13 protein-coding genes and 3 pseudogenes are annotated in these 16,548 nt (G+C 50.5%); 6 read left to right on the top strand and 10 right to left on the bottom strand.

The genetic code is table 11. The annotated features are described in order from the left end of the window. Positions 1-154 precede the first annotated feature (154 nt). The 5 genes from JCM10914_RS10360 to JCM10914_RS10345 all read left to right on the top strand — a co-directional run bounded on the left by JCM10914_RS10360 (position 155) and on the right by JCM10914_RS10345 (position 4,916). On the top strand, positions 155-1,135 hold the full coding sequence (locus JCM10914_RS10360) for a glycerophosphodiester phosphodiesterase family protein (protein WP_023960426.1): 981 nt from the start codon (positions 155-157) through the stop codon (positions 1,133-1,135). Positions 1,136-1,321: 186 nt separating this feature from the next. Continuing rightward, positions 1,322-2,071: a hypothetical protein gene (locus JCM10914_RS10355; protein WP_023960424.1), complete on the top strand. Its 750-nt coding sequence runs from the start codon at positions 1,322-1,324 to the stop codon at positions 2,069-2,071. A gap of 45 nt (positions 2,072-2,116) precedes the next feature. Further along, positions 2,117-2,557, top strand: a complete 441-nt coding sequence (locus tag JCM10914_RS30060; protein WP_023960422.1) for a hypothetical protein — start codon at positions 2,117-2,119, stop codon at positions 2,555-2,557. Next, positions 2,554-3,432 carry a polysaccharide deacetylase family protein gene (locus tag JCM10914_RS10350; RefSeq protein WP_231638607.1) on the top strand — a complete coding sequence of 293 codons (879 nt, stop codon included), beginning with the start codon at positions 2,554-2,556 and terminating at the stop codon, positions 3,430-3,432. The genes JCM10914_RS30060 and JCM10914_RS10350 overlap by 4 nt, the downstream gene beginning before the upstream one ends. A 137-nt stretch (positions 3,433-3,569) precedes the next feature. Next, positions 3,570-4,916: an RNA polymerase sigma factor gene (locus JCM10914_RS10345; RefSeq protein WP_052019709.1), complete on the top strand. Its 1,347-nt coding sequence runs from the start codon at positions 3,570-3,572 to the stop codon at positions 4,914-4,916. Here JCM10914_RS10345 and JCM10914_RS10340 read toward each other — a convergent pair. The 3 genes from JCM10914_RS10340 to JCM10914_RS10330 form a co-directional block, all read right to left on the bottom strand. After that, positions 4,882-5,595 carry a sulfite exporter TauE/SafE family protein gene (locus JCM10914_RS10340; RefSeq protein WP_023960416.1) on the bottom strand — a complete coding sequence of 238 codons (714 nt, stop codon included), beginning with the start codon at positions 5,593-5,595 and terminating at the stop codon, positions 4,882-4,884. The two genes, JCM10914_RS10345 and JCM10914_RS10340, sit on opposite strands and share 35 nt — an antisense overlap. Positions 5,596-5,805: 210 nt before the next feature. After that, complete coding sequence (locus JCM10914_RS10335) at positions 5,806-6,843, bottom strand: SDR family oxidoreductase (protein WP_023960414.1); 1,038 nt, start codon at positions 6,841-6,843, stop codon at positions 5,806-5,808. A gap of 111 nt (positions 6,844-6,954) precedes the next feature. Next, the gene (locus JCM10914_RS10330; RefSeq protein WP_036717616.1) at positions 6,955-7,713 is read right to left on the bottom strand and encodes a class I SAM-dependent methyltransferase; all 759 of its coding nucleotides are present in this window, start codon (positions 7,711-7,713) and stop codon (positions 6,955-6,957) included. A gap of 238 nt (positions 7,714-7,951) precedes the next feature. Between JCM10914_RS10330 and JCM10914_RS10325 the strand changes: the two genes are divergently transcribed. After that, positions 7,952-8,926: a catalase family peroxidase gene (locus tag JCM10914_RS10325; protein ID WP_023960410.1), complete on the top strand. Its 975-nt coding sequence runs from the start codon at positions 7,952-7,954 to the stop codon at positions 8,924-8,926. A gap of 50 nt (positions 8,927-8,976) precedes the next feature. Here JCM10914_RS10325 and JCM10914_RS10320 read toward each other — a convergent pair. From JCM10914_RS10320 to JCM10914_RS10290, 7 genes and pseudogenes are all read right to left on the bottom strand, one after another. Beyond that, positions 8,977-10,448, bottom strand: a pseudogene (locus JCM10914_RS10320) (YdiU family protein). 393 nt (positions 10,449-10,841) lie between these two features. Further along, positions 10,842-11,740 (bottom strand): annotated as a pseudogene (locus JCM10914_RS10315) (3-hydroxyacyl-CoA dehydrogenase). 74 nt (positions 11,741-11,814) lie between these two features. After that, positions 11,815-12,554 (bottom strand): annotated as a pseudogene (locus JCM10914_RS10310) (Bax inhibitor-1/YccA family protein). 122 nt (positions 12,555-12,676) lie between these two features. Further along, complete coding sequence (locus tag JCM10914_RS10305) at positions 12,677-14,305, bottom strand: catalase (protein ID WP_023960396.1); 1,629 nt, start codon at positions 14,303-14,305, stop codon at positions 12,677-12,679. Positions 14,306-14,443: 138 nt separating this feature from the next. Then, on the bottom strand, positions 14,444-14,893 hold the full coding sequence (locus JCM10914_RS10300) for a GyrI-like domain-containing protein (RefSeq protein ID WP_023960394.1): 450 nt from the start codon (positions 14,891-14,893) through the stop codon (positions 14,444-14,446). Between the two features lie 148 nt (positions 14,894-15,041). Further along, on the bottom strand, positions 15,042-15,548 hold the full coding sequence (locus tag JCM10914_RS10295) for a DUF6886 family protein (protein ID WP_231638606.1): 507 nt from the start codon (positions 15,546-15,548) through the stop codon (positions 15,042-15,044). Between the two features lie 19 nt (positions 15,549-15,567). Beyond that, positions 15,568-16,452, bottom strand: a complete 885-nt coding sequence (locus JCM10914_RS10290; RefSeq protein ID WP_023960390.1) for an SMI1/KNR4 family protein — start codon at positions 16,450-16,452, stop codon at positions 15,568-15,570. Positions 16,453-16,548: the final 96 nt, after the last annotated feature.

The following is a 16,548-nucleotide window of genomic DNA, read 5'->3' as shown; positions in this document are numbered from 1 at the left end:
CCTCCTAAGTCTTGATCTCTACGAATCTTTATCAGTCCACTGTTATACATTTATTATAATCCAGCCATTGAGCTGCTGCCTAATATCCCTATGATAGAAGATAGAGAAAGAGCAGCAAGAACTGCTCAGGTTACATCATTGTGGGGGATTAATCATGAAAATACGCAGAAACTGGAAGAAAATCATGCTGTTTGTGCTCACCGTCGTAGTCTTTCTATTCTTAAATAATACATCGTTATTTACGGAGCAACGTGACGGGGAACCCGTCCTGCTCGCACATCGGGGCATCGGCCAAACCTTTCCGATGGAAGGCATCGAAGCCGATACCTGTACCGCCTCACGCATCTATGTGCCTGAGCACGCCTACCTGGAGAATACGCTCCCCTCCATGGAGGCCGCCTTTGCCGCCGGGGCCGACATTGTTGAACTCGACGTTAAGCCGACCAAGGATGGACAATTCGCCGTGTTCCATGATTGGACGCTCGATTGTCGTACCAATGTCACCGGCTCGATATCCGATTATACGATGGAGGAACTCAAACACATCGATATCGGATACGGATATACGGCAGATGAAGGCGTCACTTATCCGTTCCGCGGCAAGGGTGTCGGCATGATTCCGTCCCTGGATGAGGTGTTGACGGCATTCCCGGACGGCGAATTCCTCATTCACATCAAAAGCACCAACCCGGAAGAAGGCAAGCAATTGGCTGAGTATTTAGCCGGGTTACCCGTTAAGAGACTCAGTCAGCTCGCAATATACGGAGACGATGCTCCCATTGGCATTCTCCACACTGCACTCCCATCCTTGCGCGTCATGTCAGCAGACAGCCTCAAGAGCTGCCTCGTATCTTATGCCGGAGCAGGCTGGAGCGGTTATATCCCTTCGGTCTGCCGCAATACCCAACTGCACATCCCGGAGAAGTACGCTCGCTATTTATGGGGATGGCCGGATAAATTCCTGAACCGGATGGATGGCATGAATACGCGAGTCTTTCTGGTAGCAGGCAAGGGCGGTTGGTCTGAGGGGTTTGACACCATAGAGGACCTGGAACGCCTGCCGGATCAATATAGCGGCGGCATCTGGACCAACCGGGTGGATGTCATCGCACCGGAGTTCACTTTACCCAAATAGTCGATATTTCAAAAATCATAGATATGAATGAATCATGATAGAGCTCCGCTATTTGCGGGGCTTTTTTTTATATAAATAGCCCAATCAGGCAAAGTTTTTGGGGCATTTCTACCGATTATTATTAGTATAGGTCTTTTTCAATCATTTCATATTACATATATTGGAATTATTAGGAGTTGATATGCATTGGCCAAAGATACAGAGAAGAAGGGAATGGCTTGGTTTAAGGGCGCCCGCTCGAACCAGAACCAGAGTCAGACCGAGAAGCCGTCAGAACCGCAGGAGGTTGCCGTCATCGAGCCTGCCGAGGAACCGGCTCTGTATACGACAGCATCCGAACGATCCGGTGGGGAGAGTAGCAACGGGTTATTCACCAAAGACAATCAGGACAAAATCGGCCTTGATGTCATTGTATCGATTGAGAATATGTTGAAGGAACGCCAGTTGCTTTCTTATAAGAACAAAGGGCTGGAAGAACAGCTATTCGCCGCGAACGAAACGATCAACCGCTATAAACATGAACAGATCAAGAAGGATCAACTGCTCTCGGAGAAGAACAAAGAAATCCGCGAACTGGAGAATGTACTGACGAACAAGCAGATGAGCTACGATCAACTGCTGGAAGATTATAAGGGATATCAGTTGGCTTCCAATCTAGCCTACGAGAAGCTGTCAGGCCAACTCGAGACCGAGACGGCGAAGTACAGCAAGCTCCAGGAAGAATCAACGGATGCACAATACCAAGCAATGCTGAAGATCAACCACCTGGAAGAGAAAATTCGCGAGCTGGAAATCTCCAACCGGAAGTATGCCGAGCAATACCAGAGCATTACGGAGGAGAAGGCCAAGCTGATGCAGACCATCCACGATTTTACGGAGAAGATGTCCTTCTCCTTCCAATCCAAGGGAGCGACGGGCACATCGTCGGCTGAATAAGCAGTCAATTAGAATAGAATCGCAACTAGAGAAAGGGGGCCTCTCATGCCAGACTCCTATGGAAAAGTGATCGAGTTGCTTGCGGTTAACGGAGACCCCGACGCCTCCTCGCTACATATCCGGTTGCTTGGTGAAGAGAACACAGATCTATGCTGGGCAACAGATGATGACACCGCAAGGTGCTTGAAATCGGTCATGAACCGTTATACCGGAAATCATAAATATCGATTATCTCTACATACGACATGGGATATGATTCAACATCAGCACAAAGGTACCGTCACCCGGACCTTTCGTGATCAAAGTGAGCGATTATCATTTGCTTGCTCTGAACAGTTTAAGGATGAGTTAGCTGCGATACAGCAGCTGGAGCAGATCGGGGACATTCTTGCCCTGCCCTTCTTAACCCTGCCGAAGTCGCAGGTGGAAGAAGCGACAACTGCTTCTGCATTCCAAGGCAAAATATTAGGTACCTACCGGTTATGAGTACGAGGAAAAGACGTTATTCGCATGCATTTAAATTGACAACGGCCATCCTCACCAGCATCATGCTGGTGTTGCTGCTCAGCAATTTCGACGCGGCCTATCCGAGCAAAGCCAGGCTGCATCAGGCTGCGACGGCAAAAGAGGAAGTCACGACCGTTCTCTTTAACGTTCCACGGCCAATGAACCTGCTGACCATGAACGCTGCGGTGCCTGTACTGCAGGATCAGGCTCATAACACAGACGAGGTTTCAGGTACGGACAGCGACCCCGATATCGCTCCGCCATTGACGCCTCATCTGGAGCTGCAAGACTCCCTGGTGTACAGCATTCCCAAGGGCTATGTAGCCCTCACCTTCGACGATGGCCCATCCAAATATTCAGTGGACATCATGAATGTGTTGAAGGAGCATGAAGTTGGAGCGACCTTCTTCTTCATAGGCAATAACGTCAAGAAATATCCAAAGGGCGTAGCGGCCATCCATGCAGCAGGATATCCGATAGGCAGCCATTCCATGAGCCACGCCCATCTACCCAGCCTGTCGTATGATGAACAAGTTGACGAGGTTAAGCGTTCTTCCCGGTTAATTGAAGCGATTACCAAGAAGGAGGTCTCGCTCTTTCGCCCGCCTTATGGCGCCTTTAATGATCATACGGGACGAATCATGGATGAGCAGCAGCAGAAGATGGTGTTGTGGAATCGTGATCCTGAGGATTGGCTAACACGGGATGAAGGCAAAATACTGGAGTACGTGCGGCATATTGATCCATCTGGCTCCATTATCCTGCTGCACGAATCCCAGGCCGTAGTCGATGTCCTCCCGCAGATTATAGCGGACCTGCAAGCGCAAGGACTTAAAATCGTAGGCTTGAGATAACCGGTAATATGTAAATACATCATTAAACCCTCCCTAACTTCTTATGCTCTATCTTGAAATCTTTTTCATCACGAATCGAACGATTTATGAGAAAATGACCAAGTAGAGATAACGAAGATCCTAAGGAGGGTTTATTGTTGTCAGACATTCAACTATCTGAGCTTGTAAAATCCGTGCTGGACGGGAAACAAGAGGCTTTCCGGCATATCTATACCCAAACGGTAGATCGGGTGTACCGCACCCTGTTCATCTTGAGCGACGGCTCTATTCGCGATGCTGAAGATATCACACAGAACGTGTATTTGGAGTTATATCGCAACCTGAACCAGTTCGATCCCACGCGTTCCCTCCATGGTTGGCTATACGGGATCACGCTGCGGCAGCTTCAATCTTACCGGCGCAAACGCTGGAAGGAGTTACGTAAGGAACAAAAGGAACGCGACAGACAATATATCCTGCACAGCGGAGCATCCGCGTCAGAAGTCGACTTCACCGACGAGTGTGTGCTCCATGAGCTGGATGTTCTATCAGACAAGCTTAGACAGGTTCTCGTTCTTCGCTATCTGAAAGGCTACTCGCAACAAGAAATAGCGGAGCTGCTGAATATCCCTGTCGGAACCGTGAAATCAAGGCTGCACCAAGCGCTTCGAAAGATGAAGGAACATCTAACCAAGACGCAACAAATACATCCGTCGAGCCAGCCTAGAGCTCAGCTTAGTGAGCGGATTATGCAGCATATCATCGAGATGCACGGTAGCCGCGGTCAAGTGCTCGCCAAAATCCAGATCGACTCCTTAGCCCCGGCTTGCCCCACCAATCAGATGGAAGAAACCATCCGGATGGTGATCCAGTCGTTATCCCCCGGAGAAGGAAAAGCGATCTATATCGCGGGTGAAGGCAACACGGTTAACCAACAGACAAACTATCGGGCCCTACCATGGACGCAAGGACTGGAATCGCTGATGGCCGCCGTTACCCCCTTAAAGCCACTCCTGCCTGCGAATGTGCTTCCACGGGATATTCTGGTGTACAACGGTTTTGATAACGCAAGTGAGGAAGAGATTGAGAGTATGGCTGCGGAAGCAAGACGCACAGGAAAATCTGTCATTGTACGCGACTTGCATCCAAATGATGTGATCGTCGGCATTCAGCTCATCTATCAGCAAGATGGCTTTCCATGGGAGTACCGGATATTCAAAACAACCAAGAGTCGAATTCAGGTGCCCGACATGATGGGTCAAACCATCCAACCGCTGACGATCAGAGGCCACGAGGCCGTATATCTGAGCAATACCGGCATACAGCAGTTGATCTGGGCTGAATGGGATAACTCCCTGAACCAAGCCATTCAGTATGAGATCACGTCAAACTCAAACGACTGGGACTCCCAACATTTAATTGCCGTAGCGAACTCCCTGACACAACACATGATTATAACAGACCATGATCCTACAGGCTCTCCATCAGCATGTACACGCCCGTGAAGACCAGAATAACGTACGTAAAGATTTGAAAGACTCGCTGATTAATCACTTTGAATAACCGTTGTCCCAGCAACAGTCCGATGAACACCAAGGGAAGTGCCATACTACTGGAGAACCAGACCGTCTTGCTCGTGCCTGCCACAATTACTTGGATGGCAAGACTTAGCGTATATATGAATAGATAGAAGGCGAGCGTAGTTCCCCGCAGCTTCTCTTTTTGTGTATCCGTGCCGGAGAAATACAACAGTAATGGTGGGCCTGGCATGCCGATGCTTGTCGTCAGCGAGCCAGAAATTGCTCCAGCTATCCCATCCCTTCCCCGAGTCTGGCGGATGCGGAATTGAAACATCAGTAAAGCGGTCAAGGCTAGGATAATCAAGCTTACCCCAAGCTTCAGCTGATGGATTTGGATCACCGAGAAAATGATAATGCCGATGGGTAGCCCAACTACGCTTCCGATGATCAATCGTTTGAGCATACCAAAATCCACATCCTTGCGGATCTTGGCGATGAGAGCAGCCGATATGACCAGCGATAAGATCAGATTAATCTGGATGGCCTCGGCAGGCTGGAACAAGAGCAGCAGAAACGGCGTAGCCAAGATTGAGAACCCGAATCCGGTGCTTGTCTGAAGGATAGATGCAACAAAAATAATGATCGCAAACAACAGAAAATCCATGAAGCACCTGCTTTCTGTACATCTTGTGGAACATGAGCAGCCGTCTTGGGCCATCCTTTCATTGTAGCATAGCCTTGTCTTTAATATGGCTGTACCAACACAATAAAATAGCGCCTGTGCTTGATTGCACAGGACGCTTCATGATAACAGGACTGGCTCTAAGGTCATCATTGACCTTCTGAGGCAGCCCTGTTCTTTATATTTTATCAATTACGAATTAGCATGTACTTCTTCACCGATGATGCTAGCCTTAGCCTGCTCCAATACCGACACAACCTTATCGCACCAGATATCAAATTCGGGGTCTTCCTGCTGAAGCTCCGGATGGGACAGGATATGCTGAACGGTTTGCCGGATGCCTTGATCCGCACGGGTAGTGGCAACGAAGTCTGGCACAAGGCGTTTCAGCTTGCTGTTATCGAACACCACGGTATTTGCTTTATCGCCCAGCAGCGATCCCCTGAAATCCTGCGTGCTCACCGCGTCCAGGAACTCGGAAGATACATGCACCGCAGTCAGTGGTACGCCAAGCGCATCGGCGATGATCGCATAGATCTGGTTCCACGTGAGCGATTCATCGGATGTGATGTGTACCGACTCCCCGATGGCATGGATATTTCCCATGAGACCGATGAACCCTTTGGCAAAATCCGTGTTATGCGTTAGGGTCCACAGAGAGCTGCCATCGCCATGGATAATAACCGGTTTGCCATCCATGATCCGCTTCACCACCTGCCAGCTGCCGTTACTGCCGTGTACGCCGAGGGGAATAGAGCGTTCGTCATACGTATGGCTCGGTCGGATGATCGTGACCGGGAATGCCGCTTCACGGTACTGCTTCATTAAGTAATCCTCGCAGGCGATTTTGTTACGCGAGTAACCCCAGTATGGATTGGATAAGGGAGTTCCTTCCGTTATGCGATAATCCGATAATGGCGTCTGATAAGCAGAAGCCGAGCTGATGAAGATGAATTGCTTGGTCTTGCCTGCAAACAAACGGTAATCCCGCTCCAGATGAGCCGGTTCAAAGGCAATGAAATCGGCTACTACATCAAACTGCAAATCCGAGATCAACGCTGCGACACGAGCCTCATCATGAATATCTGCCTGCAGCGTGTGCACCCCTTCGGGCAAAGTTTCATTCCGGTTGCCTCTATTCAGTAGATAGAGCTCACAGCCGTCCTCTAGCAACTGCTTCGTAATCGCCGAGCTGATCGTTCCCGTTCCTCCGATAAATAGCGCTTTCATAAACCGCACCTCCGCTATGAATATGGAAAAAGAATGAAATACCGGTCCTTCCAATCTTTACGATAGCACGGGTACGTTGTCATTACAATTCTGTAAAACGTAAACCTCTCCTTAAACCCTGCCCCAATAGATAAGCGTCTCATAGTCGAAAAACACATGACCGCGCTCTGCGTTTCGCTCAAATATGTGCTTCAGCATATCCATCATCGGCTCATAATTCGGATGTCCGGGTTCAGGCGCATAGGAAGAGGAGTGCAGCCGTCCCTTCAATCCGTCATAATCGAAGGTCTGGCGATTGAAGAACTTCGCCTCCTGCATCTCTCCTTCGAAGAATGCCGAGAGTGCCTCTTGCGTAATATTCTTCTGGTCGACTTCTTGGTAATCCGTACCGAATGTGAGCAGAAGCTGTTCATATTCTTCCAGGAACGGCGTTCCATGAGTAAGTCTGGAATTCCAGACCAACGCAACCTTACCACCCGGTCTTCCAATCCGCCGGAACTCTTCCTTGGCGGCTTCCCGATCAAACCAGTGAAAGGCCTGCGCGCACACGATTCCATCCACGGATTGATCTGGCAATCCGGTAACCTCGGCCGATCCGGGTACGATCTGAAAACGCGGATTTCCCCCATGCTCCTGCTCAGCAGCCTCACGCATTGCCTGATTCGGTTCGACGGCGATTACCCGGCTCCCCCGCTGAAGCAGCAGTTTCGAGAAAATCCCTGTTCCAGCGCCTATATCGGCAATGGGGTCGGCTGCCTTAAATCCCACCGTGTCATACAAATAATCCATTGCTTCCTGCGGATAACTCGGGCGATACTTTGTGTACGAGTCTACCCGGCTTGAAAATCGCTCTTTACTGTTTTGGTTCATCTTGCCATTCACGCTCCCATTCGTTTATTCATCAAATTCAGATTGAACGACCGACCGTGCCTGCATTGGTTTCATTAGATGAAACTCCGTCTCATTTTACAACCATATTATATAGCATTCAATGGTCATACACCAGCCTAAATTCAGTTTTCGCGATAAAAGGGTGTCAAGATCGGAGAACGTTTCATAAAAAGTGGATGCTTGAGGATTACTATATAAAATAGAGGAGGATGAGATCATGACCGACGATAAAGCGCATCAGAACGATGGCTTGAATCCGCAAATTTCCCATCATACCGCCTTGACGGTCCAGACCATCGATGCGATCGAACAGGTAGGCGGCCTGCACCCGGGTTCGCGAAGAGCTCACGCCAAAGGGATCTGCTGTTCGGCCAGCTTCCGTCCGAGCGGGCAGGGCGCTCGGTACACTGCGGCCCCGCACCTTCAGAAGCAGGCGGTGGATCTGCCGGCGATCGTCCGATTCTCGGGTGTCTCTCCCGACCCGACGCTTGCCGATCTGTTATCTCCGGCCAAAGGCATGGCAGTGCAGTTCTCGCTGCCATCCGGAAGTGTCACGAATCTGGTCGGTGCAACCATCCCGGTCTTTCTCGCTCGAACACCCGAATCGTTCCTGGATATTATTCAGGCCGTGAACCGGGCCAAGCAAGGGGAGATGGGACCGATCGACCTGATCGCGGAGATCATCGAGCATTTCGCCGAGAGCAAGGAGAGCCTGATGGCCGTGCGGCATCTGAAGCCGCCCGCGAGTTATGTGACCAGCCAATACTTCTGTATTCATGCCTATCATTGGATTGATAGCATTGGATCTTCACGTCCCGTGAAATTCGAATGGGTCCCTGTTGCCGGCGTTGAGACCTTATCCATGAAAGACGCAGCACAGCAGTCAGAGAACTATCTAGAGGTTGAGCTTCGGCATCGCTTGAGCAGAGGCTCTGCCGTATTCCAACTGATCGCTGTCCTTGGAGAAGAAGGCGATCCGACGAACGATCCCACTCGCGCATGGCCGCTGGAACGGGAGCGTATCGACCTGGGATGGCTGACGATCGCCGAAGTCCTGGATCGTGAGCCAAGTGATCTGGTCATGGACCCTACCCTTGTGCCGGAAGGGATGGCGCTGTCCGATGATCCCATTTTGCAGTTTCGGCGGGATGCATATGTCGAGTCGTTCCGAAGACGGCGCGAGGGGCACTGATCAAAGACGAAAAAGTGGCCAGGCTATGATCCATGCCTGGCCACTAACGTCTACGTACCGCAATAGGTTCGATAAGGCTGCTTCGCAGCCGGAATGGATGCATACTCTGCCTGTTCAGGCGAATACGCATATGGATCAAGGAGGACCTCCAACAGTCGCTCCATGACCTGGTAATCACCTTGATCCTCCGCCGCCGCCAAAGCCTCTTCCACCCGATGATTGCGAGGAATAACCGCCGGGTTGGTGCGCTTCATTAGAAGCTGCGAGCCCTTCCATCCTTCCGGCTGTGCAGCCACTCGGGCTTGCCAGCGTGCATGCCATGAACCGAACTCAGAGGTACCGAACAGAGGCGTAGCCTCCGGTCTGGCCAACGTTAACTCGCGGAATGTGTTGGTGTAATCCGCATGATATTCCTTCATCATGGCGAGCAAGCCTCCACCAATGACTCATCCTCTGCTCCTTCATCCATCAGGCCCAGCTTCGCCCGCATCCCATCGAGCCAATACTGATGATAAAGATCCGTGAAGCCTGCAATCTCTTCCTCAGCCAGCTTAACGGCTTGCTCCTCGTCGTCGTGCAGAAGCGGCAGCAACGTTTCCGCCAACCGTGCCAGATTCCAGGCTGCGATATATGGCTGATTACCATACGCATACCGGCCTTGTGTATCAATCGAGCTGAACACCGTACCCGGATCGTACGCATCCATGAAAGCGCATGGCCCGTAATCGATAGTTTCTCCACTGAGTGTCATATTGTCGGTGTTCATCACGCCGTGAACAAAGCCGACCAACTGCCACTTCGCCAGTAAAGAAGCTTGGCGATGAATCACCTCTCGAAGCAGTACCTGTGCAGGATTATCTGTACGTTCTGCTTGAGGGTAGTGCCGCTCCAGCGTGTATTCCACGAGCACCTGTAAATCCTCAGCCGTGCCCGCCCCGCGAACATATTGGAACGTTCCCACACGCACATGGCTCGCTGCGACACGGGTAAGGATCGCACCCGGAAGATCCCGCTCACGAATGACTGGCTGACCAGTTGCCACAACCGCCAAGCTGCGGGTAGTCGGAATGCCAAGCCCGTGCATCGCCTCGCTGATAATGTATTCGCGCAGCATCGGTCCCAGCGCAGCTCGCCCATCCCCTCCGCGGGAATAGGGCGTTCTGCCTGCGCCCTTTAGCTGAATGTCCACGCGCTCGCCACCAGGCGTCACTTGCTCGCCCAGCAGGACGGCACGACCGTCTCCAAGCATGTTCAAGTGCCCGAATTGATGTCCGGCATACGCCTGGGCCAGCGGCGTCGCTCCTACCGGCAGCTGGTTGCCCGCCAGCATCGCAGTCCCCTCATCGCTACGCAGTGCCTGCGCGTCTAGACCGAGAGAGACGGCCAGCCGCTCATTCAGTACGACGATCCGGGGTGACTTCACCGGTGTCGGATCCTGAATCGTGTACATAAGGGGCGGGAGCTTGGCATAACTGTTATCGAAATTCCAACCTATATTGGATTGTGCTTGATTGTTCGTCATCGTATCTCCTTTTTTGATGCATCGTTAATTAACCACTACCCTATATATAAACACAAGTCAGGTTCGTATAGAGGAAAGTTAGGATGTTTCCATATCTAGTATGCCACATCAACACCCTGATATCGATCCATGGAAAAAGTGCTAGCCCCACTCTTGTACAAATCTCAGGATATTGCCAATATGGTATGCCGCGAGCCTGCTCGCGAACGCTTGATCCGAGAACCCGCGATGCAGCAGCTTCAGGCCGCTGCCAGTCAAAGAAATGTAATGATAAAGACGGTAGAACTTTCTTTCCGTTCTGTTATGATGTTGAATAAGGTCTCGCCTAAAACAGCCATACGAATAATAAGCCCTTGGACACAGTCCAAGGGCTTTGTTGATGGTTCATCTTTATTAGCTCTTCAAGAAATCCGGATCGGCAAAGCTTGGGTTCGGATACGTATAAAAGCCTTCCCCTGTAGCCCTCCCAAGTTTGTCCTTATCGATGTACTCCGATTTCAGTAATTCGGCAACCTTCTTATACTCGTCATTCCCTGTAGCCTGAGCCTTCGCATGCCCAATATTATACGCCGTATTAATGCCTACGACATCGAGGATGGCAAAGGGTCCTAGCGGCGCACCGGTAGCAACCATCCAGGTCTTGTCGATCGTTTCCGGATCGGCTATTTCGCGAATTAAGAGCATCTGCGCGGCTTCCAGCAACGGCACCAGCAGCGAATTCAGGATGTAGCCCGGCTGCTCTTTATGCAGCGGCAAAGCCACCATGCCAATCGCCTTTGCGAATTCGATCACTTCATGGAACACGTCCATATCCGTTCCCGGATGCTTCATGATCTCGGCCGTGTTGTTCCTCCAGATTTCATTGGCAAAATGCAGCGCCAGAAACTTCTCCGGCCGACCTGTCTCTTCTGCGAATTGACTAGGCAGCAAGGTTGACGAGTTCGTCGCAAAGATCGTTTTCTCCGGCGCTATCGCCCCAAGCTCTCGATAGAAGTCCTTCTTCAACTGCACCACTTCCGGAATCGCTTCAATCACAAGGTCGGCTTCGGCGGTCGCGCGCGATAAGTCACTGCTGAACGTCATGCGGTCATAAGCCGCATTTACCTCAGCCTCTGAAGCACCGAGATCTGCTTGATATCTTGCTTGAGAGCCATAATTCTCTCTTTCGCCTTCTCCAGCGACTCGTCATTAATATCGTACACCGACACATGGAAGCCCTTGAAGGCCGTCTGATAGGCGATCTGACTTCCTAGCACGCCGCTGCCTGCAACGGTAACATTCCGATAATTCATTTTCATTCTCCTCTAGTGTATGGGATATTGTAAATATCCCCATAAAGGAGCAAAGCATACTACTAAACTGACCTTTACTTCCGATTAGCCAGTTTGGCAAGCAAACGAATAATCTCGATATACAGCCAAATCAACGTAACCAAGAGGCCGAAGGAGCAGTACCATTCCATATATTTGGGTGCACCCTGCTGTGCGCCCTCTTCGATCAAGTTGAAATCAAGCACAAAGTTCAGCGCGGCGATAATAATGATGAATATCGATATGCCAATGCCAATGGGTGTACTGTCATGCAGATAAGGGACTGACAACCCGAACATCCCTAGCACGAAGCTAAGCAAATAAACCAGCGCGATGCCCAGCGTTGCTGCAATCACGCCGCGTTTGAAACCGGCCGTCGCCCGAATTAAGCCCGTCTTGTACACTATCAGCATCCCGAGAAAGATGCACATCGTCAATAAAGCTGCCTGCAGCGTAATGCCATAATAGGTGGACTCAAACATGGCTGACAAAGCGCCTATGAGCAACCCTTCCAAGACCGCATAGATCGGCGCCAGATAAGGCGCGTCTTGGGTGCAAAGCTAATAATGATCGCCAGAACGAAGCCACCGATCGCTCCGCCGATCATAAACGCAAATACATCATGCCCATTAAAGAACATCACCCAAGACACAATCGCCGCTCCGATTAACAGCGCTAACAGCATGAACGATTTATTCACCGTTCCGCCTATGGTCATTGCCTCGTGACCATTGTAATATCCACTCTGCTCGAACGTATTCTCATTCAGTGTAGGATTCCCACTACGACCTATCAAAATGAAAGCCTCCCCCAACTTTTTGAACTTATTGTATCACTATATGTCATATTTTAGGATGTGATAATTTGTATATAAGCCAAGCAATATGCCGGGAGAGCGGCAATTCCATCCGCATGATTTTACCTTTTGATTTGGCGGGCTACCCGCTCCCCCAGCTCCGAAGATGCTTGATTCAGGTATCCTAAAACCGTGCTTTGTATGGCTGGTGATACGCCTCTCAGATCTCCAGCTAGGTTGTCGACCAGATGATCTTGCTGCATTGGAGTTAGTTCCATATAATATTCGCCCGCCTGCATGAAGTCGTCCTGCTTGGCCAGATCAGACCTTACCAGATGTCCCTCCACATATCGTCCGTCACCGCTGGTCACCAAGTTACCAGGCCATCCATTCTCCTGATGGTTCACTGGAACCTTGCGAAAATCCGGGCCGATCCGCCGGCGCTGCGAATCCCAGTAGATATTGGCGCGTCCCTGAAGCATTTTGTCATCGGACAACTCGGCCCCCTCCAGCAGATTCGATGGCGAGAACGCCACCTTCTCCACTTGTTCCATATAGTTATCTGGATTGCGGTTCAACACCATTCGGCCCACTGGTATAAGTGGATACCGCCGTTCATCCCACACCTTGGTATCATCCAGCGGATCATAAGGGAGATGAACCTCATCATCCGGATTCATCAGCTGCACGTACAGTCCGTACTCGACATTTTGTCCCGCTGCGATGGTATCATATAAATCCTTGCCTGCGATATCCGGATTCGCTCCGGCTAACCTCGCAGCCTCCTGATTGTCTATGTACTGCTCTCCGGCCAAAGGAACCCAGCGGTACTTCAAATAACGCCTTACGCCTTGCGCGTTCCTCCATACATAGGTGTTCACGCTATGACCCGGAATGTGGCGCAGACTTTTGACCGTACCCGCATCGGAGTAGAGCCGAACCACAAAATGCATGGATTCGGGTGCTCTGGCGACGAAGCTCCAGAAGCGATCCGGATCGATCAGGTTATTGGTCGGCGAGGGCAAGAAAGCCTTGATTGATTCCGGGAACCGAATCGCATCCCGTACAGAGAATACAGGAATATGGTTGCAGATCAGATCAAATATTCCCTCATCCGTATAGAATTTGGTCGCGAATCCGCGTACATTCCGTGAAGTGTCCGGCGTACCCTTCGTACTGACGGCAAGCGAGAACCTTACCGTAACCGGAACCTGCTGCCCTGGGCGTTGCAGAAAGCTAAGCTTCGTATATTCGGACATGGAATGAACCGTCTCAAAGTATCCGAATGCCCCGAAGCCTTTGACGTGCACAGGTCTCTCGATGATTTTCTCATGGACGAACGTCTCCAGCGTTTCATGCAAAATATTGTCCTGCTCCAGTACCGGCCCCCGTCTTCCTACTGTTTGGGAATGTTGTTCGGCTGGTAGATCCCCCGACCATTGCGAAAGACTCCGACTCTGAAAAGACTCTACCTGCAAAGGTCCTGGTTTGGACGCTCTAGGCGGGACTGCTGCTGATTTCCCCTCAGTATGGCTGGATATTGAAGAAATTGTATTCGTATTCTGATTGTTCTCATTCTGTGATGCCGAAGCTGCTGCTGTTGTAGAACTCTTCGCTGCATGCTCAGTTACGGGTTTGGATGCCTGGGTAGATATTGGTGTCATTGTATGGGATATCGTCCGTTTAGGCGGCGTATTCTTCAAGGGCGATTTGCCTTCTAATTGAAACCAACCATTGTCCTCGCTACTCATTAACCTGCCTCCCATGTCCACAAGTTCATTTCTCACTCTTTATGTATGCAACGTCTAAGAGCAATTATGACCTCGGGATCAACAAATCGAGCAAGCAACAAAGCCTATTTCTCCTGCCTTGCCGCTTGCTTGATTAGACTAAAGAACAGGCACGCATATTTCGCAATAACCCTTATTCAGCAACTCACCCGTGTATCGTTCCAGCATGGGTTTGTTATCGATTTGGTAACCCTTGATATAGAGGGCCGGTATAATCTCAACCCATGCCTTCTGAATATCCTCTGCTGTATGTTTGACTTTGCAAATAACGTATTTCCCACCGGCAAATTCGCTTTCGGCGATAACCCCGTCCAATGGATCATCATGCGGTATGACGATACATGCATCAAATCTACAGCTTTCGGGCCTTGTAGTTTCCGGGTTGTCTTGTGGAATAGCGAATAGGATCGCTGACTCAGTGAGCAGATCGTTCGCTCTCGCCCATGACTTCAGCTTTTCCATGACTTGCATGTTGGCAGGACCATACGGCCCTACTTGTCGCAGATAGGCGATGCGGAAATTCGGAAGCGTTTCGACTTCAATATGCATAGATTCCTCTTCCCTTCCTGGATCATATGGATTACGCTTCGAATGCTAACATGATATAAAAAAATATGCATTGGTTTTCTGGATGCCTCATGAACCACAAATAAGCCACCCCTTATTGGAGTGGCTCTTTTCAGATATGTTTTAGATGTTACTTCTTAGCGTTGTTGAATCTATGAATCCCGAAACCGTCGAAATCCGAAGCCAGTATGGCTTCGCGAAGTGGATAAAGACTGGTCGTGAAGCGCAGCTCGATCCCTCTCTGCAACAGTCGCTCGATCAAGTTCGATATCTCGTCCACTTGCAGGGGAAGGACCGGCTGATGCGAAACATAGTAGCCGGCCGTTGCATCAAACAGTTCAAAGGTGCTGGCATCCAGGGCATATCGATATAACGTTTGCTCCGATATTCTCGCGTACCAATCCTGTTCGACCGTGATAATCGAATTGGCTGTGGTATGGCTAAAGAATAGCTGTGCATGCTTGTCGCTGATCTGCTCCGGTCTTCTTAACACGATCCTCGGACAATCCCGCGGAAAAAAATACGTGAACTCATGCTCTGCATCGATCGCCCACACCACTGCTGGAACATCTGGCCGGTTCTGCTTCTCTCTAGGAATAAAGCGATCGATACTGCCTTCCTCACTAAAATGGTACAAGTTCGCCCGCCTTACTTGCTCACGCATTCGCCAATCCGTGGATAAAGGTATCGAAGTTGGAGGCGAGTCTGGTGATCTTGTTATCATTCGTCCGATCCACATGGATCACCTCAGGCTCGCCATCATTCCCCGATGAACGGTAGTCCAGCATAACGACTTCAGATTCCGAAGGGCAATCGCAGATAACGACCCCTACTTCGGGGTATCCGCCGCTCTCGATGAGGTGACGGCTCCCTAATCTACCGCACAGTGATTTCTTCTGATCCCGTCCGATGCCCAGGATTCCGGAGATCTGTATCTGCTGCTCCGTTTCAGGAACCGTAAACAACCGATGATGCGGGATGCCTCCGTTATGCGACTTCATCAGCTGAATGTAAGATTCCGGCAGCTTGAAGACCAGTTCCTCTTGCACGGATTCAATCAGTTCATCTGTTGGCGGGGCTGACACATAACTCGCAGCAGCAGGGTCCATATCGTTCCAGAAACCCGTAGCATCTGCAGAAGCCGCCACAGGCGGCTCCACGCTTGGCGTCTCCTCCACGCGTGCACCTTCCGTTGTCTTCTCCTGAATCCATTCCAGGAACTCCAGCGTATCTTCATCGTCAGGTTCCAGCCGGTCCGCTGCTTCGAAAGCAACGCGGGCCTCTTCATATCGATCTAGATAGTAGTACGCCAATCCGATGCGATAATGCCAGAGCGGGTCATCCTGTCCCTTTTTCTTAATCCGCAGAAACTGTTCAATCGCTTCTTCATAACGTTCCAGGTTATTCATCGCCCGGCCCAGGTGGCTAACCAGCTCGTAATCCCGTTCCTTGGCAGGAATCGCCATAATCGCTTCGACGATTTCTTCGAATTCATCCTCCTCATGCCAGTCTTCCAGCTGTTGCAACAATTCTTCGTTCATCACTCATGCCTCCCACTGAAATCATACCTTCTGCAATTATACCATTACCCATGTAGTCTTCTCCAACCAAGGAGAAAGACAACCACGAAAACCAAC

Source organism: Paenibacillus sp. JCM 10914 (assembly GCF_001315105.1).
Classification (GTDB): Bacteria; Bacillota; Bacilli; order Paenibacillales; family Paenibacillaceae; genus Paenibacillus_AQ.
Note: the sequence above shows the minus strand (reverse complement) of the source record. Positions and strands in the feature narration are given on the sequence as shown.

Bases quoted from the DNA above. Each gene is read 5' to 3' on its own strand.
- JCM10914_RS10360 (WP_023960426.1), top strand. From the start codon at position 155: ATGAAAATACGCAGAAACTGGAAGAAAATCATGCTGTTTGTGCTCACC.
- JCM10914_RS30060 (WP_023960422.1), top strand. From the start codon at position 2,117: ATGCCAGACTCCTATGGAAAAGTGATCGAGTTGCTTGCGGTTAACGGA.
- JCM10914_RS10350 (WP_231638607.1), top strand. From the start codon at position 2,554: ATGAGTACGAGGAAAAGACGTTATTCGCATGCATTTAAATTGACAACG.
- JCM10914_RS10340 (WP_023960416.1), bottom strand. From the start codon at position 5,595: ATGGATTTTCTGTTGTTTGCGATCATTATTTTTGTTGCATCTATCCTT.
- JCM10914_RS10335 (WP_023960414.1), bottom strand. From the start codon at position 6,843: ATGAAAGCGCTATTTATCGGAGGAACGGGAACGATCAGCTCGGCGATT.
- JCM10914_RS10330 (WP_036717616.1), bottom strand. From the start codon at position 7,713: ATGAACCAAAACAGTAAAGAGCGATTTTCAAGCCGGGTAGACTCGTAC.
- JCM10914_RS10325 (WP_023960410.1), top strand. From the start codon at position 7,952: ATGACCGACGATAAAGCGCATCAGAACGATGGCTTGAATCCGCAAATT.
- JCM10914_RS10305 (WP_023960396.1), bottom strand. From the start codon at position 14,305: ATGAGTAGCGAGGACAATGGTTGGTTTCAATTAGAAGGCAAATCGCCC.
- JCM10914_RS10300 (WP_023960394.1), bottom strand. From the start codon at position 14,893: ATGCATATTGAAGTCGAAACGCTTCCGAATTTCCGCATCGCCTATCTG.
- JCM10914_RS10290 (WP_023960390.1), bottom strand. From the start codon at position 16,452: ATGAACGAAGAATTGTTGCAACAGCTGGAAGACTGGCATGAGGAGGAT.